Annotated in this window: 16 protein-coding genes, 4 tRNA genes and 1 pseudogene; 4 read left to right on the top strand and 17 right to left on the bottom strand. The window is 66.6% G+C overall.

What is annotated here, in order from left to right; all coding sequences use genetic code 11:
* The first annotated feature begins 24 nt into the window (after window positions 1-24).
* Window positions 25-3,777: an Rne/Rng family ribonuclease gene (locus tag DYQ94_RS12350; RefSeq protein WP_160955150.1), complete on the top strand. Its 3,753-nt coding sequence runs from the start codon at window positions 25-27 to the stop codon at window positions 3,775-3,777.
* A gap of 587 nt (window positions 3,778-4,364) precedes the next feature.
* Here DYQ94_RS12350 and DYQ94_RS12345 read toward each other — a convergent pair.
* The 3 genes from DYQ94_RS12345 to DYQ94_RS12335 all read right to left on the bottom strand — a co-directional run bounded on the left by DYQ94_RS12345 (window position 4,365) and on the right by DYQ94_RS12335 (window position 6,384).
* A complete protein-coding gene (locus DYQ94_RS12345; RefSeq protein WP_024938667.1) occupies window positions 4,365-5,012 on the bottom strand; it encodes a response regulator in 648 nt (215 codons plus the stop codon).
* A 209-nt stretch (window positions 5,013-5,221) separates the two neighbouring features.
* Entirely contained in the window at window positions 5,222-5,983 is a 762-nt protein-coding gene (locus tag DYQ94_RS12340) for a sulfurtransferase (RefSeq protein ID WP_126966127.1), read from the bottom strand.
* 35 nt (window positions 5,984-6,018) lie between these two features.
* Window positions 6,019-6,384, bottom strand: coding sequence for a DUF6164 family protein (locus DYQ94_RS12335; RefSeq protein ID WP_126966126.1), 366 nt, complete (start codon window positions 6,382-6,384; stop codon window positions 6,019-6,021).
* Between the two features lie 61 nt (window positions 6,385-6,445).
* Between DYQ94_RS12335 and DYQ94_RS12330 the strand changes: the two genes are divergently transcribed.
* Window positions 6,446-6,877 carry an FKBP-type peptidyl-prolyl cis-trans isomerase gene (locus DYQ94_RS12330; protein ID WP_160955143.1) on the top strand — a complete coding sequence of 144 codons (432 nt, stop codon included), beginning with the start codon at window positions 6,446-6,448 and terminating at the stop codon, window positions 6,875-6,877.
* Window positions 6,878-6,888: 11 nt separating this feature from the next.
* Entirely contained in the window at window positions 6,889-8,148 is a 1,260-nt protein-coding gene (locus DYQ94_RS12325; protein WP_126966125.1) for a TIGR03862 family flavoprotein, read from the top strand.
* Here the strand turns inward: DYQ94_RS12325 and DYQ94_RS12320 are convergent.
* The gene (locus DYQ94_RS12320) at window positions 8,132-9,424 is read right to left on the bottom strand and encodes a nucleotide sugar dehydrogenase (protein ID WP_126966124.1); all 1,293 of its coding nucleotides are present in this window, start codon (window positions 9,422-9,424) and stop codon (window positions 8,132-8,134) included. The genes DYQ94_RS12325 and DYQ94_RS12320 overlap by 17 nt on opposite strands.
* Before the next feature lie 142 nt (window positions 9,425-9,566).
* Between DYQ94_RS12320 and DYQ94_RS12315 the strand changes: the two genes are divergently transcribed.
* A tRNA-Leu gene (locus DYQ94_RS12315) sits at window positions 9,567-9,650 on the top strand.
* A 538-nt stretch (window positions 9,651-10,188) separates the two neighbouring features.
* On the opposite strand, the gene DYQ94_RS12310 is transcribed toward DYQ94_RS12315, so the two are convergent.
* The 13 genes and pseudogenes from DYQ94_RS12310 to DYQ94_RS12250 all read right to left on the bottom strand — a co-directional run.
* Window positions 10,189-10,264: transfer RNA gene (locus DYQ94_RS12310), tRNA-Gly, on the bottom strand.
* Window positions 10,265-10,345: 81 nt separating this feature from the next.
* Window positions 10,346-10,419 (bottom strand) — tRNA-Cys (locus DYQ94_RS12305).
* A 68-nt stretch (window positions 10,420-10,487) separates the two neighbouring features.
* Window positions 10,488-10,563, bottom strand: a tRNA-Gly gene (locus DYQ94_RS12300).
* Window positions 10,564-10,599: 36 nt separating this feature from the next.
* Window positions 10,600-11,232 carry a CDP-diacylglycerol--glycerol-3-phosphate 3-phosphatidyltransferase gene (gene pgsA / locus DYQ94_RS12295; protein WP_024938673.1) on the bottom strand — a complete coding sequence of 211 codons (633 nt, stop codon included), beginning with the start codon at window positions 11,230-11,232 and terminating at the stop codon, window positions 10,600-10,602.
* Window positions 11,232-13,088: an excinuclease ABC subunit UvrC gene (gene uvrC, locus DYQ94_RS12290; protein ID WP_054592960.1), complete on the bottom strand. Its 1,857-nt coding sequence runs from the start codon at window positions 13,086-13,088 to the stop codon at window positions 11,232-11,234. The genes pgsA and uvrC overlap by 1 nt, the downstream gene beginning before the upstream one ends.
* Window positions 13,085-14,503 carry a hypothetical protein gene (locus DYQ94_RS12285; RefSeq protein WP_160955144.1) on the bottom strand — a complete coding sequence of 473 codons (1,419 nt, stop codon included), beginning with the start codon at window positions 14,501-14,503 and terminating at the stop codon, window positions 13,085-13,087. The genes uvrC and DYQ94_RS12285 overlap by 4 nt, the downstream gene beginning before the upstream one ends.
* A gap of 23 nt (window positions 14,504-14,526) precedes the next feature.
* The gene (locus DYQ94_RS12280; protein WP_047125313.1) at window positions 14,527-14,991 is read right to left on the bottom strand and encodes a low molecular weight protein-tyrosine-phosphatase; all 465 of its coding nucleotides are present in this window, start codon (window positions 14,989-14,991) and stop codon (window positions 14,527-14,529) included.
* Window positions 14,988-15,767 (bottom strand): 3-deoxy-manno-octulosonate cytidylyltransferase, encoded by a 780-nt coding sequence (kdsB, locus tag DYQ94_RS12275; protein WP_126966122.1) that lies wholly within the window; start codon window positions 15,765-15,767, stop codon window positions 14,988-14,990. Before kdsB ends, DYQ94_RS12280 begins: the two co-directional genes overlap by 4 nt.
* Before the next feature lie 283 nt (window positions 15,768-16,050).
* Window positions 16,051-17,088 (bottom strand): tetraacyldisaccharide 4'-kinase, encoded by a 1,038-nt coding sequence (gene lpxK / locus DYQ94_RS12270; protein ID WP_102581629.1) that lies wholly within the window; start codon window positions 17,086-17,088, stop codon window positions 16,051-16,053.
* Window positions 17,085-18,854 (bottom strand): lipid A export permease/ATP-binding protein MsbA, encoded by a 1,770-nt coding sequence (gene msbA / locus DYQ94_RS12265; protein ID WP_016902580.1) that lies wholly within the window; start codon window positions 18,852-18,854, stop codon window positions 17,085-17,087. The genes lpxK and msbA overlap by 4 nt, the downstream gene beginning before the upstream one ends.
* Window positions 18,851-19,315 (bottom strand): ExbD/TolR family protein, encoded by a 465-nt coding sequence (locus tag DYQ94_RS12260; protein ID WP_024938679.1) that lies wholly within the window; start codon window positions 19,313-19,315, stop codon window positions 18,851-18,853. The genes msbA and DYQ94_RS12260 overlap by 4 nt, the downstream gene beginning before the upstream one ends.
* 3 nt (window positions 19,316-19,318) lie before the next feature.
* On the bottom strand, window positions 19,319-19,981 hold the full coding sequence (locus DYQ94_RS12255; RefSeq protein ID WP_039514427.1) for a MotA/TolQ/ExbB proton channel family protein: 663 nt from the start codon (window positions 19,979-19,981) through the stop codon (window positions 19,319-19,321).
* Window positions 19,875-22,421 (bottom strand): annotated as a pseudogene (locus DYQ94_RS12250) (DNA internalization-related competence protein ComEC/Rec2); the annotation flags it as partial. The gene DYQ94_RS12255 and the pseudogene DYQ94_RS12250, both read right to left, overlap by 107 nt.
* Between the last annotated feature and the right edge of the window lie 183 nt (window positions 22,422-22,604).

The following is a 22,604-nucleotide window of genomic DNA, read 5'->3' as shown; positions in this document are numbered from 1 at the left end:
GAGAGGAACGCAACAATGAAGCGAATGCTGATCAACGCAACGCAGGCCGAAGAGCTGCGCGTGGCGATTGTGGACGGCCAGACCCTGTACGACATCGACATCGAACAGCCGTCCAAGGAACAAAAGAAGTCCAACATCTACAAGGGCCGTATCACCCGGCTCGAGCCCTCGCTGGAGGCGGCGTTCGTGGACTATGGCGCCGAGCGCCATGGCTTCCTGCCGCTGAAGGAAATCTCCCGCGACTATTTCCAGGCTGGTGTCGACCACAACAAGTCGACCATCCGCGAGTTGCTGCGTGAGGGCCAGGAAATCGTGGTGCAGGTCGACAAGGAAGAGCGTGGCAACAAGGGCGCCGCCCTGACCACGTTCATCTCGCTGGCCGGCCGCTACATGGTGCTGATGCCCAATTCGCCCAGCGCCGGTGGCGTCTCGCGCCGGATCGAGGGCGAAGACCGTGCCGCGCTGAAGGAAGCGCTGGACAAGCTCGACATCCCCGACGACATGGGTGTGATCATCCGCACCGCGGGTGTCGGCCGTGACGCCGAAGAGCTGCAGTGGGATCTGGACTACCTGCTGCAGACCTGGAAGGCGATCGCCGAGGCGGCGCTGAGCAAGCCGGCCGCGTTCCTGATCTACCAGGAATCGCGCCTGATCATCCGCGCCCTGCGCGACTACCTGCGCGCCGACATCGGCGAAATCCTGGTCGATACGCCGGAGCTGTATGCCGATGCCCAGGAGTTCATGCAGCAGGTGATGCCGCAGAGCCTGCGCAAGCTCAAGCACTACACCGACGACATTCCGCTGTTCAACCGCTTCCAGATCGAATCGCAGATCGAAGGCGCCTACGAGCGCAACGTGCGCCTGCCGTCGGGCGGCTCGATCGTGGTCGACCAGACCGAGGCACTGACCGCCGTCGACGTGAACTCCTCGCGCGCCACCAAGGGCAGCGACATCGAAGAAACCGCCTTCCAGACCAATCTGGAAGCGGCCGAGGAAGTGGCCCGCCAGTTGCGCCTGCGCGACCTGGGCGGCCTGGTGGTGATCGACTTCATCGACATGTCCTCGACCAAGCACCAGCGCGAAGTGGAAAACAAGCTGCAGAACGCGCTCAAGTACGACCGCGCACGCGTGCAGTTGGGCCGCATCTCGCGCTTCGGCCTGATGGAAATGAGCCGCCAGCGCCTGCGTCCGAGCCTGGGCGAATCCAGCCAGATCGTGTGTCCGCGCTGCGACGGCCATGGCCGCATGCGCAGCGTCGAGTCGCTGTCGCTGTCGATCATCCGCGTGGCCGAAGAGCACGCTATGAAGGAAAACACCGGACAGGTGCTGGTCCAGGCCCCGGTGGAGATCGCCAACTACCTGCTCAACGAAAAGCGCAGCGCGCTGCGCGAGATCGAGCAGCGCCACGAGTCGCCGATCATCATCGTCGCCGACGAACAGCTGCACACCCCGCACTACGAAGTCACGCGGTTGCGTGAGAACGAGCTGGGCGAAGACAGCGGCAAGCCGAGCTACCAGCGCGGCACCCCGCGCAAGCTGCCGGTGCATGCGCTGACCAAGGCACAGTTGAATATCCCGGCTGCGCCGGCAGTGACCTCGATCAAGCCGAGCCAGCCGGCTCCGCTACGTGAAGAGGCCCCTGCCCCGGTTGCCGCTGCACCTGCACCGGCTCCGGTCGCACCACTGCCGCTTCCCGCGCCGGTCACCGGTGTGGTCGGCTGGCTGAAGCGCATCTTCGGCGGCGTCGAGCCGGTCGCGCCTGCGCCCGAGTCGACCCAGCGTCCGCGTCAGAACGATGCCGGCCGCAGCAGCCGCAACGAGCGTGGCGATCGTGGCGGCCAGCGTCGCGACGGCCGCGATGCCCGCAATGGCGGCAACGGTGGCAATCAGCACCGCGGCAATGGCGGCAACGGCAATGGCGCCAACAAGGAGCGTCGTGACGAGCGTCGCCAGCCGGCCAACGGCCAGGCTGCGCAAAACGGCGGTCAGGCGCAGCAGGTGCAGGTGCCCAAGCCGCCGCGCAACGAGGCACAGCAACAGCCCAAGCAGCCGCAGCAGGCCCAGCAGCAGAAGCAGAAGCCGCAGAACCAGGCACCGCGCCCGCCGCGTGCAGCTGCGCAGCAGCAGGACGGCGCGCCGTCCGAGCGGCAGCAGCGCCCTGCGCGTCAGGAAGAAGGCACTGCCTCGGCGCAGACGCTGACCTCCACCGCTGCAACCGCAACGACTGCCACCGTGGTCGCGGCAATTGCCGACACCGCAGCACCGGCAACGCCGGCAGCGGCAGCTTCGGCCACCCCGGCGCACCCGGTCGAGGTCATCGTGACCGAGTCGCAGGCCGATCGCGGTACCGATGCAAATGCGGAGGGTCAGCCGCCGGAGGCAGCAGGCGATGATGCGGCAAATGGCGAGGGCGGCAGCCGTCGTCGTCGCGGTCGTCGCGGTGGCCGTCGTCGTCGTCGTGGCGCTGGCGCAAACGGTGAAGGCGGTACCGGCGTCGATGGTCTGGAGACGGACGATCTGGACGGCGATGCCGAAGGCGATCTCGATGGCGACAACGAGAGCGACGAAGCCGGTGCGCAGGTCCACACCTCGGCTGCCCCGCGCGCCGGTCAGCCGGAGTTCGACTTCGACGATGACGCGAGCACGCCCGCGGTATCGGTACGCGCCAAGCCGGAATCCAGCGTTCCGGCCGCAGTGAAGCCGCGTCCGGTTCCGAAGGAACGTGCGGAAGCACCGCTGGCGGCCGACACGACGTCGACCACGGCGCCGGTTTCCAATGCCACGCCGTCGTTCGAGCAGCAGGCTGCAACGCCGTCAATCACCGCAGCCGAGCAGGCACGTGGCGATGCATCGGCGGCCTCCGCGGCACCGGCTGCAACCGCCTCGGCCAGCAACACGGCGTCGGCTGCATCGGCACCGGCTGCGCAGGCTTCTGCCGTTGCATCGACGAGCCCGCAAGCGCCTCAGGCTTCGGTTGTTGCGCAGGAATCGGCGACCTCGCCGGCTCAGGCTCCGGTTGTCGCTTCGGCTCCGTCCGCTGCCTCGACGCAGGTTGACACCTCGGCTCCGGTCGCGACGCCAGCTGCGGCTCCTGCAGCTCAGCCGGTCGAGCGTGCGGCTCCTTCGGTCGTGCGTTCGCCCGAGCCGGCTGTGCAGTCAACGTCGGTGCCGTCGGCATCGTCGGCATCGTCGGCATCCGCCGACGCTGCAGCGCCTGCGGTTGCTCGGCAGGAACAGGCAGCACCGGCTGCAACTGCGGCAGCAACGCAAGCGGAGCCGGCGAAAACCGACGCAGCACCGGCAGCCGTCAGTGTGCCCAAGCCGGTCGCTGCTGCGCCTTCCAGCGCGCAGGCAGACGTCGTGACATCCAGGCCGCCGCATGCCGAGCCGTCAACGGCGGCAAGCCCGGCTGCCGATGTTGCTGCGACGTCCACCGCCACGGTGCCGCAGACCTCGCCGGCTGCCGATGCTGCGCCGGCACGCAAGCCGTACGCTCCGGTGCAGACCACGCTGCTTGACGCATTGGCTCCGGCCGACGCAACAGCAGCAGCGACCGCGACATCGACGCAGGCCGAAACGCCGGTGCCGTACAAGGCGCCTGAGCGGCCTGCAGCGGTCACGCCCGTGCTGTCTGCAGACGCCAACGAGCACACTGCCGACAAGCCGACGCCGACGGTCGTCGTGTCAGAGGCAGCAAAGCCGGCAGATGCAGCGCGCAATGGCGATGACGCGCAGGAGCAGCAGGACGACACCAACAAGCCGCGTGGCGATCACTGATCGTTTCCCAGCCGGTTGAAACCGCCTGCGTGAATCCAGGCGGGCAGTGTCAAACAAGGCGGCCTTCGGGCCGCCTTGTTTTTGCGTGCGGCAGTGTCATGCCGATAGTGGGTGACCAGGCCTTGCAGGAATCGCAACGAAACAGTTGCTGCGCTCGCAGTCGCGCTTGACCCGGGCACTGTTTCCCGCCGCATCAACGAGCGCCGGGGCGATTGCCGCCAAAATCAGGACTCAGGCAGAAGCCAGCGCCATCATGGCCCTGCGCCGTAACTGCATCCACGCCAGCAGACCGAAATGTCCGCTGCTGCGCATCGGCAACCGCTCGTCATCGAATGCAGCGGCGTTCAAACCGATTCAATCGCCCTGCTCCAATGGCGCGGCGCACTGCGCTGTAGCGACACGTCGTCATCGGCAGCCGTCGCAAGCGAAGCGCCTCTCGGGCAGTGAATGCCGACGTGAGCACGCGCGTTCGCTTGCACGCCGGAGTGCCGCTCCTGCGCAAAACAGCGTATGCCTGTTTTCATCGACGCGTTGTGCAGCAGCATCTGACGGCTATGTCTGCGAGCGCGAAAATCCGAAGGCGCGGTTTACAAGGTCCGCGCCGGATCGGTCAGGCCGTACTGATTGGCCAGACGCGCCAGGGCGATGTTGTCCTGGATGCCGACCTTCTCGAACAGGCGCGCCTTGTGCGTGTTGATGGTCTTGGCGCTGAGGTTCAAGCGCTTGGCGATGTCTTCCTGGCGCAGACCCTGGGTCAGCAACAGGGCGACCTCCAGTTCGCGCGGCGACAGTGCATCGAAGGGCGAGCCGCCCCCCTCCAGGTTGGACAGGGCCAGATTCTGCGCAATGGTATTGCCGAGATAGCGCCGGCCCAGGGCGACTTCGCGCACCGCGCGCAGCAGTTCCTGCGCATCGCCGCCCTTGCCGACATACCCCGATGCGCCGGCTTCGAGCAGACGCTTGGGCAATGGGCCATCTTCCAGCACCGAGACAATGATGACGCGGGTGCCGTAATCGCCCTTGACGATGCGCTCGGTGATTTCCAGGCCGCTGACACCGGGCAGGTGCAGATCGCACAGCACGATCTCGGGCTTGAGCTGACGAATTTGCGGCAAGGCCGCTTCCCCGCTCTCCGCTTCTCCCACCACATCGATGTCCACTTCCTTGGACAGGATCATCTTCATGCCGGTACGCACGAGTGCATGATCGTCGATCAGAAAAACTCTGATGGTCATCCTTGTTGTCCTCGCTGTGCGGCTGGCTGGTGCAGCCTATCTCCGTGAATAATTCAGGGCAAGCTCGATGCGACGTATTACGTTCGAGTCAGAACGCGAAGTACTCTGCCGCCGCGTGTCATGGTAGGCATTGCATGCACTATCGCGGCGTGATCGGATGATGCGAGCGGGCCCAATACGCGAACATCGGGCATTTCACTCGCGCTCGGTCAGATTTTTCCTGCTTCGGTGCTGCGCTCGGCATCCACCAATGGGCGCAATTGCGCATCGAGTGCAACGCGTTCGTCGAACACGAAGCAGCGGCCGTCATAGCCTTCGCCACCGACTTCTTCGAAATAGCCGAGGATGCCGCCTTCGAGCTGCAGTACGTTGTCCATGCCGTCGGCCTGCATCCACAACGCCGCCTTCTCGCAACGAATGCCGCCGGTGCAGAAGCTGACCACGGTGGCGTCGGCCAATGCAGCGCGATGCGCTTCCAGCGCCGCCGGCAGGTCGGTGAACTTGTCGATCGGCAACGTCAGCGCGCCCTGGAACGTGCCGTACGCCACTTCCTGGGCATTGCGCGTATCCAGCAGCACCAGCGGGCGGCCGCGATCGTCGCGCCCTGCCCGCATCCACTCGCGCAGCGTGGCGGGCGTCACCGCCGGCGCACGGCCCTGCAGCGGCGAGGCATCGTCGCGGCGAAAGCTGATGATCTCCAGCTTGACCTTCACCTTGAGCCGCGCGAACGGCTGCAACGCGCTCAGGCTGTACTTGATGCGCATCTGCGCAAAGCGCGCATCGGCCTGCAGCCACGCATAGAACGTGTCGATCTGCTCGGCTTCGCCGGCCAGAAACAGGTTGATCCCTTCTTCGGCCACCAGCACCGATCCCTTCAAGGCCTGCTGCCCGGCGTGTGCCAGGACGCTGTCGGCGAGCGACTGCGGGTCCTGGATGGTGACGAATTGGTAGGCAGCGGTATTGGTGATCATGCGGCCATTTTAAGCCGATGCGGCCGCAGGTGCGATCAGCCGCGCAACAGCAGGAACGGCAGCAGGACCAGCGAGGCGACAACCAGCATGCCGATCAACGTGGCGATCACGAACAACGGCCGCTTGCGCAGCAGCGCGCCGAAGGTTTCGGCCGTGCCGGCAGCGAGCGCATCCTGGCGCTGCGCACGCGCCACGGCGCCGCGCTGGGCCTGATACGCATCCATCAGCGCCTTGGCGCGCGGGTGATCGGCATCGTCACTGAGCCAGATGCCGCCGGCGGAGATGCCCCAGTTGCTGGGCCGGGTTTCGTAGATCTGCAACAGATGCTCGCGCATCAGTGCCCGTACCTCGTCGGCTTCGTCATCGGGAACATTGCGCAGATTGAGCAGCAGCTTGGCCATGGGCGCGATGATACCGGGAGCCAGGTGCGATAATGATGCACTCCCTTTGCTGGACCATCCCATGCGCCTTCTGTCGACGCTTTGTGCTGCCCTGCTGCTCGCGGGCTGTGCGCCTGCCCTGCCGCCGTCCGGCGGCACCATCGCCACGTTCGAGCGGATCGACCGCAACATAGGCACCGGTGCCGAAGCCACACCGGGCGCGCTGGTCACCGTGCACTACACCGGCTGGCTGTACGACGAAAAAGCCGCCGACAAGCATGGCAAGAAGTTCGACAGCTCGCTCGACCGCGCCGAGCCGTTCCAGTTCGTGCTGGGAGGCCATCAGGTGATTCGCGGCTGGGACGAGGGCGTGGCCGGCATGCGTGTGGGCGGCAAGCGCAGCTTGATGATTCCGCCCGCGTACGGCTATGGCGACAACGGCGCTGGCGGCGTGATCCCGCCCGGCGCATCGCTGGTGTTCGATGTGGAATTGCTCGGCGTGCAGCCGCGCTGAAGGGCTGAGCAATGACGGATGCGAGCAAGCGGCGGCTGGCCATCATCGGTGGTGGACCGGCCGGCCTGATGGCGGCAGAGGTGGCATGTGCGGCAGGCCTTGCGGTCGACCTGTACGAAGCCAAGGGTTCGGTCGGGCGCAAGTTCCTGATCGCCGGCAAGGGCGGCTTGAACCTCACCCACTCCGATCCGATGCCGTTGTTTGCGCAGCGCTATCGCGAGCGCAGCGAGGCCGTTGCATCGTGGTTGCAGCAGTTCGATGCGGACGCGCTGCGCGCCTGGGCGCGCGACCTGGGCGTGGAGACCTATGTCGGCACCTCGGGGCGCGTGTTCCCGATGGATCGCAAGGCCGCGCCGCTGCTGCGTGGCTGGGTACGTCGACTCAAGGAACAAGGCGTTGTGTTTCATGTGCAGCACCGTTGGCTTGGCTGGAGCGATGACGGTGGCTTGCGTTTCCACTCGCCCACCGGTGATGTCGAACGCACCGCAGATGCGGTGGTGCTGGCGCTTGGTGGCGGCAGCTGGCCGCAGCTCGGCTCCGATGGTCTCTGGCAAGGCGTGCTGCAGGATCGCGGCATTGCGGTGGCGCCGCTGGTGCCGGCCAACTGCGGCTTCGACATCGCCTGGAGCGCGCACTTTGTGCAGCGGCATGCCGGTGCGCCGCTCAAGCCCGTGGTCGCACACTGGCAGGATCGCAGCGGCACACCGCAGCAACTGCAGGGCGAGTGCGTTGCGACCTCCACCGGCATCGAGGGCAGCCTAATCTATGCGCTGGCTGCGGATCTGCGCGCGCAGATCGATGCCGATGGCGTCGCCGAGCTGGGCCTGGACCTGCTCCCGGGACGCTCGCTGGAACGCATCAGCGCCGAACTGGAAAAACCGCGCAAGGGACGCAGTTTCAGCGAGCATCTGCGCCGGCAGGTCGGCATCGACGGCGTCAAGGCCGCCTTGCTCTACGAACACCTGGGCAAACAGGCGGGCGACGATCTTGCGCTGGTGGCGCGTACGCTCAAACGCCTGCCGTTACGCCTGTTGCGAGCGCGTCCGCTTGCCGAGGCGATCAGCTCGGCCGGTGGCGTGCAGCTGGAGGCGCTGGATACGCAGCTGATGGCGCGCGCGCAGCCTGGCGTGTTCTGCGCCGGCGAGATGCTCGACTGGGAAGCACCGACCGGCGGCTATCTGCTGACTGCCTGCTTCGCCAGCGGATTACGTGCCGCGCATGGCGCGGTGCAATGGCTGCAGCAGACCGACCGCGCTACAGACGATCGCTGACCGCCTCGCGCGGCCACACTGATTTGACGTCGTAAATCACCGCACCCGGTTTGCCCAGTGCGGCAATACGCTGGGTGTCGTAGTCGCGGTATTGCGCATGCGCGACTGCCAGCACGACGGCGTCGTACGCACCCTCGTCCGCAAGCTCGCACAACTGCACGCCGGCGTGTTGCAGCGCTTCTGCGGGGTCGGCCCACGGGTCGCAGGTGTCGACCTGCACGCCCGCGGCTTGCAGCAGCTGCACCAGCTCCAGCGCGCGGCTGTTGCGCAGGTCCGGGCAGTTCTCCTTGAAGGTGGCGCCCAGCACCAGCACCCTCGCCTGCGCAAGCACCACGCCACGCGTGGCCAGCATGCCGCAGACGCGCTCGGCCACGTGCCGGCCGACGCGGTTGTTGACCTGGCGCGCGGTGTGGATCAGGTCCGGGTGATAGCCCACGCTTTCGGATTTGTGCATCAGGTAATACGGATCCACCCCGATGCAGTGACCACCCACCAGGCCGGGACGGAACGGCAGGAAATTCCACTTGGTTCCGGCGGCTTCCAGCACCTCCAACGTATCGATGCCCAGCTTGTCGAAGATCAAGGCCAGCTCGTTGACCAATGCGATATTGACGTCGCGCTGGATGTTTTCGACCACCTTGGCGGCCTCGGCCACGCGTATCGACGGCGCCCGCCAGGTGCCGGCAGTGATGATGCTGGCGTACAGCGCGTCGACCGCATCGGCGGCTTCTGCGGTGGAGCCGGAGGTGATCTTGCGGATATCGCGCAGACGCCGCTGGCGATCTCCCGGGTTGACGCGCTCGGGGCTGTAGCCACAGAAGAAGTCGTCATTGAAACGCAGCCCCGATGCGGCTTCGAGCAAGGGCACGCAGACTTCTTCGGTAGTGCCCGGGTAGACGGTGGATTCGTAGATCACCAGATCGCCGGGTTTGAGCGCAGCGGCGATCAAGCTGGTGGCACTGCGCAGCGGTTCCAGGTCGGGCTGCTCGAAGCTGTCGATCGGCGTCGGCACTGTGACGATGAAGATGCTGCACGTAGCCAGGTCCGCAGCATTCGCGGTGTAGCGCAACCGGGTGGCGGCAGCCAGCTCGGTGTCGTCCAGCTCCAGTGTGGCATCGTGGCCGTCGCGCAGCTGCGCGACCCGCTGCGCATCGATGTCGAAGCCCAACGTATCGCGTTGCTCGCCGAACGCGACGGCCAACGGCAGGCCGACATAGCCCAATCCAATCACCGCGATGCGGGCCTGCTGCGGAGCGAGTAGCGTGGTGCTGGACATGCGGTTCCTTCGATCGTGCGCAGCCGGTTGCTGCGCGCCTGCGCGGTGGGAGCATAGCGCAGGCAACCATCGGACCATGAGTGCGGCGAACTGGCGACGCGGCGATTCACAATCGGCGCGCAATCAGGCACGCTATCGCAATGCCCGGGTGGCGAAACTGGTAGACGCAAGGGACTTAAAATCCCTCAGCTGCAAGGCTATGCGGGTTCGATTCCCGCCCCGGGCACGCTCTAGTGGCACTGCAAAGTGCGCAACGCCATCGACGCGTCGACAAACCTTGCCTGCTGCGATGTCGCATCGCTCTCGCATTGAGCAGTCCAGCCTCTGCGTTGCGCTTATCAAGTGCATGACGCGCCCTCAGCCCGCTCCCCTGTCTCGGATATCACCGCAATCCTCAGCGCAGCGCAGGCTGAGGTGGAACAGCGCGAGCAGATTGGTGATCACGGCTGCGCTAGACGTGGACAGCGATGCCCGACGAGATGGAACGGCGCGCCATTGCATAGCATGCAGGCCGCAGTGCCCTCCCGTGCGCCTGGAGAGCACCAACCGCAGCATCTATGCAGCGCCACGCACAACGATGCGATCTTGTTTACGACAGAAGTCCTGGCGCCAGCGGAGCACCAGGCGCAATGCGCATCTGGCATCAAGCACGCCGCACTACGTCAGCGAGAAGAAGGCCAAGAGTTGCCCTCCTCAAGTGCTAGCCCGACCGGCATCGGCCAATAAAAAACCCCGTATATCGTTCGATATACGGGGTTTGAATTTGGAGCGGGAAACGAGACTCGAACTCGCGACCTCAACCTTGGCAAGGTTGCGCTCTACCAACTGAGCTATTCCCGCGTGGAGCAAAATTGTACAGCTTGTTACTTCGTTGCGCCAGTCCTGTCGTCGTTGCCGACGCATGAAACAACGCATGCAATGTGGAGGCCTGGGCCGGAATTGAACCGGCGTACGCGGATTTGCAGTCCGCTGCATAACCACTCTACCACCAGGCCGAAACATCAAACCCAAGGCATCCTGCCTTGAAACAACGAGACCTCCGGCAAGGGGCCTTGTCTACATCTGGAGCGGGAAACGAGACTCGAACTCGCGACCTCAACCTTGGCAAGGTTGCGCTCTACCAACTGAGCTATTCCCGCTTGGGAGGCGAAATTCTACAGCGAACAGCATCGCTGTCAACTATTGCTTTCGACTTTTTTCGGTTTGCTGGTGATCGCGGCTTTTTCGTCGGCGCGTAGGCTCGGCCAGGCGGCCTGCAGGTACTGGAATCCGGACCACAGCGTCAGCAATGCGGCGATCGCCAGCGTCCAGTATCCGGCGCGGAAAATCAGGTTGCCGAACCAGATTCCGTGCGTGGGCATCTGCCCCGGCGTCACCGAATACAGCAGACACAGCAGCGCGACCATCTGTGCGGTGGTCTTGACCTTGCCGATCACCGCCACACGTACCTTGGCGCGCTGGCCGATTTCGGCCATCCATTCCCGTAGGGCGGAGACTGCGATTTCGCGGCCGACGATGACCGCCGCCCAGAACGCCATCCATGGTGTGGGGTGGCCCTGCACGATCAGGAACAATGCCACTGCGACCATCAACTTGTCGGCCACCGGGTCCAGGAATGCGCCGAAGGCCGAATACTGGTGATAACGCCGCGCGACCCAGCCATCCAGCCAGTCGGTGATGGCGGCCAGCGCGAACACGCCGGCGGACGCGAAATTGGTCCAGGTGTACGGCAGGTAGAACACCACGACCAACACCGGGATCATCACGATCCTCAGCAGTGTCAGCCACGTGGGGATGGTCAACTTCATTACGGACTCGACTCGCCTGCCGCATCGGGAAGCGCCAGCCCGTGCAGGTTAGCGTAGATTCGCGCGGCAAGTGCGGCATTGACGCCCTCCACCCGCGCAATCTCGGCCTCGCCGGCGGCCTTGAGCCCGACCAGGCCACCGAAATGCTTGAGCAGGCTCGCGCGTCGGCGCGGACCGATGCCGGGGATATCCTCGAGTTTGCTGGTCATGCGCGCCTTCTGGCGGCGGCCGCGGTGACCGGTGATCGCAAAGCGGTGCGCCTCGTCGCGCACCTGCTGGATGAACTGCAGTGCCGGCGATGCCGCACCCGGCCGCAGCTCGCGGCCGTCGGCCATGATCAGCGCCTCGTGCCCTGCCCTGCGCTCCTCGCCCTTGGCCACGCCGACCAGCAGCACATTCTCGATGCCCAGATCGGCCAGCGCGCCCTTCGCCTGTGCGAGCTGACCGGCGCCACCGTCGATCAGCAGCACATCCGGCAGCACGCCGTTTTCTTCCACCGCGCGTCGAAAACGCCGTTCGATGGCCTGACGCATCGCCGCATAGTCGTCGCCTGGCGTGATTCCGGAAATATTGAAGCGCCGGTATTGGCCGCGCACCGGGCCGCTGGCATCGAACACCACGCACGAGGCCACCGTCGCCTCGCCCATGGTGTGACTGATGTCGAAGCACTCCACTCGCCTCACCTGCTCGGCCAGCCCCAGCATCTCGCGCAATGCCTCGCTGCGTGCATGCTGCGCGCTCTGGCTGGTGAGTTCGGTGACCAGGGTCAGCTGTGCGTTGCGTGTCGCCAGCAGCAGATAGCCGGCACGCTCGCCGCGCACGTTCCACTTCAACGTCACCTTGTATTCGGCGGCGGCGCTGAGTGCGGCCTCGATCAGCTCGGCATCGGGAATTTCTCGATCGAGCAGGATCTCGCGTGGCGGCGAATGTTCGGCGTAGTACTGCGACACGAACGCAGCCAGGATTTCGTCCGCGCTGTCTTCGCCGTTGGTCTTGGGAAAGAACGAGCGCGTGCCCAGGTTGCGGCCGTCGCGAAAACTCAGCAGCAGCACACAAGCTTGGCTGGCTTGCGTGGCGCAGGCCAGCACGTCCAGATCCGCCGCGCGGCCGTCCACGTACTGGCGGTTCTGCATGCTGCGCAGCGAGGACAGCAGATCGCGCAGGCGTGCGGCGCGCTCGAACTCCAGCGCCTCGCTGGCCTGCTGCATCGACTGCATGATCTCTTCGCCGAGCTGATCGCTCTTGCCCTCCAGAAACATGGTGGCGCGGCGTACCGATTCGGCGTAATCGGGCGCGGCGACCAGCTCCACGCAGGGCGCGCTGCAGCGACCGATCTGGTATTGCAGGCACGGCCGCGAGCGGTTGCGGAACACGCTGTCTTCGCAACTGCGCAGCTTGAACAGCTTGTGCATCAGGCTCAGCGTTTCGCGCACGCCGGTAACGCCGGTGTACGGGCCGAAGTAACGCCCCTGCACGGCACGCGGGCCACGATGCAGGGCGATGCGCGGCCACTGCTCGCGGGTCAGCAGCACGTAGGGATAACTCTTGTCGTCGCGCAGCGACACGTTGTAGCGCGGCGACAGCGACTTGATCAGCTGGTTTTCCAGCAGCAGCGCTTCGGCTTCGCTGCGGGTCACGGTGACGTCCATCCGCGCGACCTGCGACAGCATCGAGGTCAGCCGCGCATTTTTCGGCGTGCCGTTGAAATAGCTACCCACGCGCTTGCGCAATGCACCGGCCTTGCCGACATACAGCAAGGTGTCGTCGCCCGCGTACATGCGGTAGACGCCGGGCGCGGTGCTCAATTGCGCAGCAAACGCCTTTCCATCGAAATCGGATTGGGGCCTTGCGTTCATTCTTCTATCGAAACATCGCGCAGTTCGCCGCTCGCCAGGTCGTAGCGCAACACGGCATGGGCATCGGTCTCGGCAATCCACACCGCGCCGGCGGCGGCCGCCAGCCCGGCCGGGCCATGCAGGCGGCGTGGCAGCGCGACCGTGGTCAGTTCGCCGCCACCCAGACGCAGGCAGCGCAGGCGGCCGTTGCCGGTGTCGGCGATCCACAGCATCGGCGAATCGGCCGCCAGCGCGATGGCTTGCGGAAACTGCAGCCGCGCAGTGCCGCGCGGGCCGTCCTCGTCGCCGAACTGCCAGGTGCCCTGCCCGCCGACCAGGGTCTGCACCAGATCGCCACGCAATTGCATGGTGCGGATCGACGAGCCCAGCCCATCGCAGATGTAGGCCACCTGCTGCACCGCGGCCAGGCCGGCCGGCTGTGCGAATGCGGCCAGGTGCCCGCTGCCATCGCGAATCTCGAGCGCGCCGGTACCGGCGCGTGCGCTCAATGCGGCGCGGCCCAGGTCATAGCTCCAGATGCGGTTGTCGCCCGCCATGGCGATCAACACCTGATTGTCGGCAACGGCCAGGCCTTGCGGGTAGTTCAGCGCCGAGGCACCGGCGAACGCCAGCGGCCCCTCGACCGGCTCGCCGGAGCGCCCGGTGCCGCACAAGCTGTCGACCTGCCCACTGCGCAGGTTGATGCGACGCAGGGCGTGATTGCCGGTGTCGGCGACATACAGCTGGTCGCGCTCCAGCGCCAGGCCTTGCGGACGCCGGAACGCCGCCTCACCGACGCCTCCATCGATGAAGTCCGCATTACCGTGGCCGAACTGGCGCAGCACGCGGCCGCCGTGCGTGCATTCGAGCACGCGGTGATGGCCGGTGTCGGCGATGTACAGGCGGTCCTCGGTGGCGGCCAGACCGGTTGGAAACCGCAGCTCCAGGCGCGGCTCGGGATCGCGCTCGGCCACCCCATGCAGGTCGGCATCCGATGGCGGCTGCTGGCCTTCGCACAGGGCGACCAGCGCCTTGTCGAGATCGCCGGTCACGCCGACCAGACGCTGACGCTCGCGGCCGTAGGCATCGAGCAGCACCAGCGTCGGCCAGGAGTCGATGCCGAAACGGCGCCAGGTCTCCCAGTCCCTGTCGAGCAAAATGGGCGCACTGACACCATGGCCGCGCAGCTGCTTGAGCGCGCGTTGCGGCTCGCGTTCGCTGTCGAAGCGCGGCACCTGCACCACGATCACCTGCAGCCGGCCGGGGCTGCGCGCCTGGAACTGCGCCAGCTCGGCCAGGCGCTCGGCGCACCACACCGAGCTGGCATTGACGAATGCCAGCACCAGCGCCCGCCCGCGATGCTCCTGCAGGGTGGATGGCCTGGCATTGAGCCAGGTAGGAAATTCCGGCAATTCCTGGGTAAGCTGGGCAGTCATACCGTAATTATGCCCAAGCCCGATTAGCTGCGGGTGAGTCTGGCCACGGTCTGGCGCGCAGCGGTATCGACCAGTTGCCAGGCACGCTCGAAATCGTCCATGCCGCCGGTGTAGGGGTCGGGGATATCGTCACGCTCTTCCACACCGGCCCAGGGCAGCCAGAGCGCGACCTTGTCGCGCAGCGGCGCCGGGGCGAGGCGTTGCAGATCGCGCAGATTGCTGCCATCGGCGCACAGCAACCAGTCGAAGTGTTCGAAGTCGGCGCCGCGCACCTGGCGCGCGCGCAACCCGGAGATGTCCACGCCATGGCCGCGTGCGCAGCGAATCGCGCGTGGGTCCGGCGGATCGCCGGCATGCCAGTCGCCGGTGCCGGCGGAATCGACCTCGATCCGCCGCGACAGCCGCGCCTCGTCCAGCCGCGCACGCAGGGCGCCCTCGCCCATCGGCGAGCGGCAGATATTGCCCAGACACACGATCAGCACCCTCATGCCGCCGCCACGCGGGTTTGCGCGCGCGCCAGATCGTCCGGGGTATCGATGCCGGCCGGAAACTGCTCCGGCGTCAACGCCACCGCGATACGGTAGCCGGCCTCCATCACGCGCAATTGTTCCAGCGACTCGATGCGCTCCAGCATGCCGGGCGGCATTGCCGCGAAGCGCTGCAGAAATCCTGCGCGGTAGGCGTAGATCCCGATATGGCGCAGCCATTGCCCGTCACCGGGCAAGCTGTCGCGCTGACTGGCGAAGCTGTCGCGATGCCAGGGAATCGGCGCGCGACTGAAGTACAAGGCGTCGCCACCTGCGTTACGCACCAGCTTGACCACGTTCGGATCGAACAGTTCGTGCGCGCCGTCGACCTGTGCGGCCAGCGTGGCCATTTCGGCGCCGGAGTGCAGCAGCAGCTCGGCCACCGCACGGATGCCGGCGGCCGGCGCGAACGGCTCGTCGCCCTGCAGGTTCACCACGCAGGTCTCGGCTTCCCATCCGGCGATCCGCGCGCATTCGGCAAGCCGGTCGGTACCCGATGCGTGCGCGTCGCCGGTCATCGCCACATGCACGCCGGACAGGCCTTCGACCACCTCGGCAATGCGTGCATCGTCGGTGGCCACCCAGACCTCGCGCGCGCCGGCCAGCAGCGCCCGCTCGGCCACATGCTGGATCATCGGGCGATCGCCGATCAACTGCAGCGGCTTGCCCGGCAAGCGCGTGGAAGCGTAGCGTGCGGGAATGGCGACGACGAAATCTGCAGGCGTTGAGTTAGTCATGCGTGCGCGCTCTGGAAAACAGGAAGAGTGGAAGAAACGAGATAATCGAATCGCATGATGTCGTGGTGTGATTGAGCGAAGTCGCGGTGTTCAGTTGAGCAGCGATGCCCTACATCAGCACTACGCGCCGCTGCATGCACTGCTCGCACAGGCACACCGACATCTTGATTGGTCTTTGCCCACCCACCGTCGCGGGACCTTGATGTTCTTGCGGCGTGTCCCACGACGGTGAGTCGGCAAGGACCCTGCAACCAAGCCGCAGATCGCCCTGCCGGCGCAGCGTTCACACGCCCTGCCGGCTGGCCAACTTGTCCAGTCGATCCAGCAGGCTCACCCAGAACGCCGCCGGCAGCTCCGCCTTGAGCGGCACGCTGTACAGCCATTCGTCGGCAAATGGCCTGCATTTCACCGCATCCTTTTCGGTCATCAGCACTGGCAAACGGCTGCCGAAACTGAAATCCGCCGCGCGATACACGTGATGATCAGGGAAGGCATGCGGCACTACACCGATGCCGCGCGCACGCAGCATCGCGAAGAAGCGTTCCGGGTGCGCGATCCCGGCCACGGCATGCACGCGCTGGCCGGCCAGCCGGCTCAATGGCTGAGCGCGCTTGCCATCCATCGGCTGCACGCTGTCGATGCTCAGGCGCATCTGCCATTCGCCGAATCCGGTGTCATCAGGCGCGGGTGCGGTCGCTGCTGCGCTGGCCTGGCCCAGATTGACCACGCGGAAATCGCAGTCGCGTGCACGTGCAGCTGGCTCGCGCAGCGGCCCGGCCGGCAGCAGACGCCCATTGCCGTAGCGGCGCTGGCCATCGACCACTTCGATCTCGACATCGCGGGCCAGCCGGTAGTGCTGCAGCCCGTCGTCGCAGACGACGATGTCGCAGCCCGCTTCGACCAGGGCGCGCGCCGCAGCCAGGCGATCGCTGTCCACGCGTACGCGGGCACCGGTCTTCCAGGCGATCAGGACCGGCTCGTCGCCGCCGAGCGCGACCGGCGTGTCCGCCTCGACCCAGCGCGCCGTGCCCGATTCGTCACGGCCATACCCGCGGCTGGCCACGCCGGGCGTCCAGCCGGCCTCCTGCAACTTGGCGACCAGAGCAATCGTCAACGGCGTCTTGCCGGTGCCGCCGGCAGTGACGTTGCCCACCACGATCACCGGCACCGGCACGCCGTGGCGCTTGCGCCAGCCGCGGCGATACAGGGCGCGTCGCAGCGCGATGGCAGCGCCGTAGACCGGCGCCAGCAGGCGCGCCGACAGCGGGATCGGCGCATTGTCGTACCAGTAACCCGGCGTGCGGGTGCCGCGCTTGCTCATGCCTGACGTTCGCGGAACTGCATGCCGTGCAGGTGCGAGTACAAGCCGCCCTGCTCCAGCAATTGGTGATGGGTGCCGCGCTCGACGATACGGCCCTGGTCCATCACCAGCACCTGGTCGGCATGCTCGATGGTAGACAGGCGGTGCGCGATCACCAGCGTGGTGCGGTCCGGCATCAGCTTGTGCAAGGCGTCCTGCACCAGGCGTTCGGATTCGTTGTCCAGCGCCGCGGTGGCTTCGTCCAGGATCAGGATCGGCGCGTCCTTGAGCATTGCGCGCGCGATCGCCAGACGCTGGCGCTGGCCGCCGGACAGGCGCCCGCCCTTGGTGCCCACATGCGACTGCAGGCCTTCGGGCAGCTGCGCGACGAACTCCATCGCGTTGGCGCCCAGGATGGCGCGTTCCAGCTGGCCGGCATCGGCACTGCGCATTTCGCCGTAGGCGACGTTGTCGGCGATGCTGCCGTCGAACAGCATGACCTGCTGGCCGACCAGCGCGATCTGCCGCCTCAGATCGGCCAGCGCGTACGCCTGCACCGGGTGCCCGTCGAGCAGGATCTGCCCGGACTCTGCTTCGTAGAAGCGCGGGATCAACTTGATCAGGCTGGACTTGCCGCTGCCGGAACGCCCGACGATCGCCGTCACCGTGCCCGGTTGCGCCACGAAACTGACCTCGGCCAGGGCCGGGTTCACCTGGCCCGGATAGCGTGCAGTGACATTGCGGAATTCGATCAGGCCCTTGGCGCGCGTCAGCGGCACCGCGCCCTGGTCCGGCTCGTCGGGACTGTCGAGCACCGAGAACAGGCGCTCGGCCGAGGCCAGGCCGCGCTGCACCATGTTCTGCACATTGGTGAGCTGCTTGAGGCCCGGGATGATCGTCAGCATCGAGGTCATCAGCACCACGAAGTCGCCGGCGGTCAGCCGCCCGGCCAGTGCCTGGGCCCCGGCCACGAACAACAGCGCCGACAGGCCGATCGCACCGATCATCTGCACCGTGGCGGTGGAAATGCCCCGCGTGGATTCGACCTTCATTGCCAGACGCAGATTGCGGTCGGCCAGCGCGCCGTAGCGCTCCATTTCGGTCTGCTGGGCACCGTAGATCTTGACCTCCTGATGGCTGGACAAGGTCTGGTCGGCCGCCTGCAGCAGATGCGCGCCGCTTTCCTGGATGCTGTGGCTGATGCGCCGATAGCGCCGCGCCACCTTGTCCATCACCCAGGCCAGCACCGGCGCCAGCACCAGGATGGTCAGCGTGACCTGCCAGCTATGCCACAGCATCAGCGCCAGCGCACCGATCACCTGCAGTGACTGCTGGATCATCACCTTGACCGCATCCACCGCCGCCTGCGCCACCTGATCCGAGTCCGAGCCCAGGCGGATCAGCATCGACGGCACCGGTTCGGAGTCGAAGCGCGATCCCGGCAGGCGCAGATATTTGGACATCACCTTGACGCGCAGGTCGCGCGCGATGCTGCGTGCGGATTTGCCCATCGCCATATCGGTGATGTAGCCGGCGACGCCGCGCACCACGAACAACAGGATGATCTGCACCGGCAGCCAGCGACTGACTTCGGCATTCTTGTAGATGAAGGTCTCGTCGGTGATCGGCTTCATCAACGCCAGGAAGCCGGTCGTGCCGGCCGCCTCGATCAGCGCGGCAATCAGCGCGGCAACCAGCAACAGGCGATACGGCTTGGCGAAGGCCAGCAGGCGACGGTACGTGCGCCAGGACGAAACTGGCGCCGGGCGGTCGTTGGAGGTGGTCACTGGCGGGTTCCGTTAGTGCGGGTCTGGCCGGTCGTGGATGTCGCCCCGGCTTGAGGCGCTGTGGCGATCGCGATGCGGCGGAAGCCGAGTTGCCCCAATGCATCCTGCGCGGTCACCACCGCTTGATACGGCGTGCGTGCATCGGCGCGCAGCAACACCGTCTGCTCGCGGTCGTCGCCGGCGAGCTGGGCGATGGTCTGCTTGAGCGAGTCCACGTCCGAGCGCAGCACTTCCTGATCGTTGATGAAATAACGCCCATCGGCATTGACCAGCACGCTCAGCGAACGTGGCGGTGTGCTGCTGTGCTGGTCGCTGGCGGTCGGCAGCTGCAATTGCAGCGTGGAGCGTGCGTCGAAAGTCGTGGTCACCACGAAAAAGATGATGAGGACAAGGATGACGTCAATCAATGGCACCAGATCGATATGCGGCTCGTCCTGGCCTCGGTCACTGCCGATGCGCATCCGTCAGCCCTTTGCCATGACGGGTTTGCCAGCTGCCGCGACCGGCGCCGTGGCGGCTGGCACCACGCGGCCGTCCATCGTGTCCAGCAACAAGGTGGCTTCCTGCTCCATCTCGATGATGTAACCGGCGATGCGGCCCTTGAAGAAGCGATGCGCCATCAATGCCGGTACCGCGATGATCATGCCGGTGGCCGTGCACACCAGCGCCTTGCCGATGCCGCCGGCCAGCTGGTTCACATCGCCCACGCCGTGATCGAGGATGCCCAGGAACATCTGGATCATGCCGACCACCGTGCCCAGCAGTCCCAGCAGCGGCCCGGCCGAAGCGATCGTGCCCAAGGCATTCAGATAGCGCTCCATGCGGTGCACCACATGCCGGCCGGTGTCCTCGATACGCTCGCGAATCAATTCACGCGGACGACCGCGCACGTCCAGCGCTGCGGCCAGCAAGGCGCCCAGCGGCGAATTGCGCCGCAGCGACTCGATGTGGCTGGGATCCAGTTTGCCGCGCGCGGCCCAGTTGCGGACCTCCTCGCCCAGACCTGGCGGGGTCACCTCGTTGCGGCGCAGGCTCCACAGACGCTCTAGCACGATCGCCAGCGCAATCACGCCCAGCAACAGCAACGGCACCATCGGCCAACCGCCTGCCTTGACCAGCTCCAACACGATTCGATTCCTCCGGCAACGCGGCCGCCTATTCGCTGGTCGATAGGATAGCAGCCGACCGCCGCCGTTCCGCAGCATCCCAGAGCCGTGGCTGCCAGCGCCGCCGCTCGCGTACCTGCAGGCCGTCGGCGCCCAGCCAGACCCGGATTGCCCCGGCCCGGGCCGTGTCGAGCAACTCGGCGCCACTGCCCTGCCAGCGCTGCACCACCTCGGCACGCGGGTGACCGAAGCGATTGCCGTGCCCGGAGGACACCAGCGCCAGCCGCGCGCCGGTGGCGGCGATGAAAGCGGCATGCGAGCCGTCGGCGCTGCCGTGGTGCGGGACCACCACCAGATCGGCACGTAACTCCGCGGCATGTTCACGCAGCAGGCGGCGCTCGACGAGCTCGCCGATATCGCCCGGCAACAAGGCGCTTCCATATCGCGTCTCGATGCGCAGCACGCAACTGGACTGATTGCGCAGATACGGAAAGCCGGCGCTGGGGTGCAGGAAGCCAAAGCGCACCCCGTCCCATGCCCATTGCTGGCCGGCACGGCAGCGGGTGCTGACGTCCAGTGGCGCCTGTGGCGGTGCCGCAGTCATCGCCACGGGTAATCCCGCACGCACCGCTGCATAGCCGCCGGCATGGTCGGCGTCGGCGTGACTGAGCACGATGGCATCCAGGCGGCGCACCCCGAGCGCGCGCAAGGCCGGCAGCACTACCCGCTCGCCCGCATCGAAGCCATCGCGCACCGCCGGGCCGGTGTCGAACAGCAATGCATGCCGTTGCGTGCGTACCAGCACGGCCAGACCCTGCCCCACGTCCAGCACCTGCACGTCGGCTTCGCCGGCCGCGGGCAGCTCGCGGTCCGGCCACAGCAGCGGCAACCACAACAACAGCGCCATGGATTTGCCGGGCGCGCCGCGCGGCAGCAGCAACCAGAACGCGCCGAGCAAGGCCGCGACCAATGCGAGCGCATCGGACTCGGGTACCCACCACAACGCCACCGAGGTCTGTCCAAGCCAGACCAGGCCTGGCCAAGTCAGCTCGAAGCACCAACCAGCCAATCGCCATGCCCACACGCCCGCTCCCGGATGTACTGCTTCCAGCCCGGTGCCCAGCAAGGCGAGCGGCACTACTACAAAAGTCCACCAGGGAATGGCGAGCAGATTGGCCAATGGCCCCACCAGCGATGCCTGGCCGAACAGGCTGACGGTCAACGGCAGCAGGCCAACAGTGGCGACGGTCTGGGCGGACAGGAAGCCGCGCACGACCGCGCGATCGTCCGCTGGCAGGCACCACACCAGCCAGGCCACCCCGGCAAAGCTGAGCCAGAAGCCCGCCACCAGCACGCTGAGCGGGTCCCACAGCAGCACTGCCAACAAGGCCAGCGCGAGGATCTGCACGGTGCTGACGCGCCGCCGCAGCACCCGCGCCAGGGCGACCACGGCAATCATCAGCACGGTGCGCACCGTCGGCAGCGCCAGGCCCGCCAGCGCCGCATAGCCTGCGGCACCGAACAAGGCGGCGACCGCAGCTACATGGGACCGCGGAATCCGCGTTCCAAGCACCGGCCAGGCTCGCCAGAGTCCGGCGACCAGCAGGGCGACGAATGCAGCGACCAGCCCCACATGAAATCCCGAGATCGCAATCAGATGGCTGAGCCCGGTCGCACGCAGCGTGGCCCAGGCTGCGTCGTCCAGCCCGCGCGTGTCGCCCAGGGCGAGCGCGCGCAGGTAAGGCGCCGATGATCCAGGCACGCGGTCGGCAATGCGCTGCGACATCGCTTCGCGCCAGGCATCCACGCCGCGCGGTGCAGCGGTCTGCCGCGCCGCAATCGGCACCCGCACATAGCCGCTGGCGGCAATGCGCTGCGCCAGTGCCTGCCGCTCGGCATCGAAGCCACCAGGGTTGCGCAAGCCGCGCGGCGCACGCAGCTTGAGCCGCAGCTGCCAGGCGGCGCCCGCGCGCAGCGCGGCACGCGGCCCGATGCGCTCGGCACCGAAGTCGTCATACCAGGCCAGCTGCAGCAGCTTGCCGCGCAGTGCGGCAGGCTGTGCGGGATCGTCATCCACGCGCAGCTGAAAGCGCGTGCGTCGTGGCTCGGCGACCGGCAGTTCGACAACCTGCCCGCGCACGGTCAGTTCCCGCGCTTCATCCTGCGGGTGCAATTGTGCCTGCAGGACGCCGGTGACCTGCCAGCCCATCAGGCCGAAACCGAACACCGCGCTGGCCAGTGTCCCCACCAACACGATCCGCCGCGGACGCAGCCATGTGCCGAGGCCGATGCCCAGCACCGCTGCAGCAAGGCATGCCGCATAGACCGCACGCGACAGCAGCGCAGGCGACCACGCGCACACCACGATGCCCAGCAACAAGGCCGCTGCCGCGGTCATCGTCGGTATCCGCCGCGGTGTAGGCGGTGCCTGTGCTGACGCATCCATGCTGTCGGTCGCCATCCCGGCCGTGGTCCATCCACCGACTCAAGTTAGACCAGCGTCTGCGTCGGGCACAGCAGCGAGCGGCGCATTGCGCGGTAGGAATAAGACTGCGACTGCCGTGGTACATCCAGCCGGTGGAAGGTGCTGCCGCACGCGTGCGATGCGCCAGGCAGGACAGCGTCTGCAGGCCGCACAGCAACC

The sequence above is a fragment of the Xanthomonas sp. LMG 8993 genome (assembly GCF_009835065.2).
GTDB lineage: Bacteria > Pseudomonadota > Gammaproteobacteria > Xanthomonadales > Xanthomonadaceae > Xanthomonas > Xanthomonas arboricola.
Note: the sequence above shows the minus strand (reverse complement) of the source record. Positions and strands in the feature narration are given on the sequence as shown.

Bases quoted from the DNA above. Each gene is read 5' to 3' on its own strand.
- DYQ94_RS12325 (WP_126966125.1), top strand. From the start codon at position 6,889: ATGACGGATGCGAGCAAGCGGCGGCTGGCCATCATCGGTGGTGGACCG.
- DYQ94_RS12335 (WP_126966126.1), bottom strand. From the start codon at position 6,384: ATGGCCAAGCTGCTGCTCAATCTGCGCAATGTTCCCGATGACGAAGCC.
- DYQ94_RS12320 (WP_126966124.1), bottom strand. From the start codon at position 9,424: ATGTCCAGCACCACGCTACTCGCTCCGCAGCAGGCCCGCATCGCGGTG.
- DYQ94_RS12330 (WP_160955143.1), top strand. From the start codon at position 6,446: ATGCGCCTTCTGTCGACGCTTTGTGCTGCCCTGCTGCTCGCGGGCTGT.
- lpxK (WP_102581629.1), bottom strand. From the start codon at position 17,088: ATGAGCAAGCGCGGCACCCGCACGCCGGGTTACTGGTACGACAATGCG.
- DYQ94_RS12350 (WP_160955150.1), top strand. From the start codon at position 25: ATGCTGATCAACGCAACGCAGGCCGAAGAGCTGCGCGTGGCGATTGTG.
- DYQ94_RS12260 (WP_024938679.1), bottom strand. From the start codon at position 19,315: ATGCGCATCGGCAGTGACCGAGGCCAGGACGAGCCGCATATCGATCTG.
- DYQ94_RS12280 (WP_047125313.1), bottom strand. From the start codon at position 14,991: ATGAGGGTGCTGATCGTGTGTCTGGGCAATATCTGCCGCTCGCCGATG.
- DYQ94_RS12345 (WP_024938667.1), bottom strand. From the start codon at position 5,012: ATGACCATCAGAGTTTTTCTGATCGACGATCATGCACTCGTGCGTACC.
- DYQ94_RS12285 (WP_160955144.1), bottom strand. From the start codon at position 14,503: ATGACTGCCCAGCTTACCCAGGAATTGCCGGAATTTCCTACCTGGCTC.
- pgsA (WP_024938673.1), bottom strand. From the start codon at position 11,232: ATGAAGTTGACCATCCCCACGTGGCTGACACTGCTGAGGATCGTGATG.
- DYQ94_RS12340 (WP_126966127.1), bottom strand. From the start codon at position 5,983: ATGATCACCAATACCGCTGCCTACCAATTCGTCACCATCCAGGACCCG.
- kdsB (WP_126966122.1), bottom strand. From the start codon at position 15,767: ATGACTAACTCAACGCCTGCAGATTTCGTCGTCGCCATTCCCGCACGC.
- uvrC (WP_054592960.1), bottom strand. From the start codon at position 13,088: ATGAACGCAAGGCCCCAATCCGATTTCGATGGAAAGGCGTTTGCTGCG.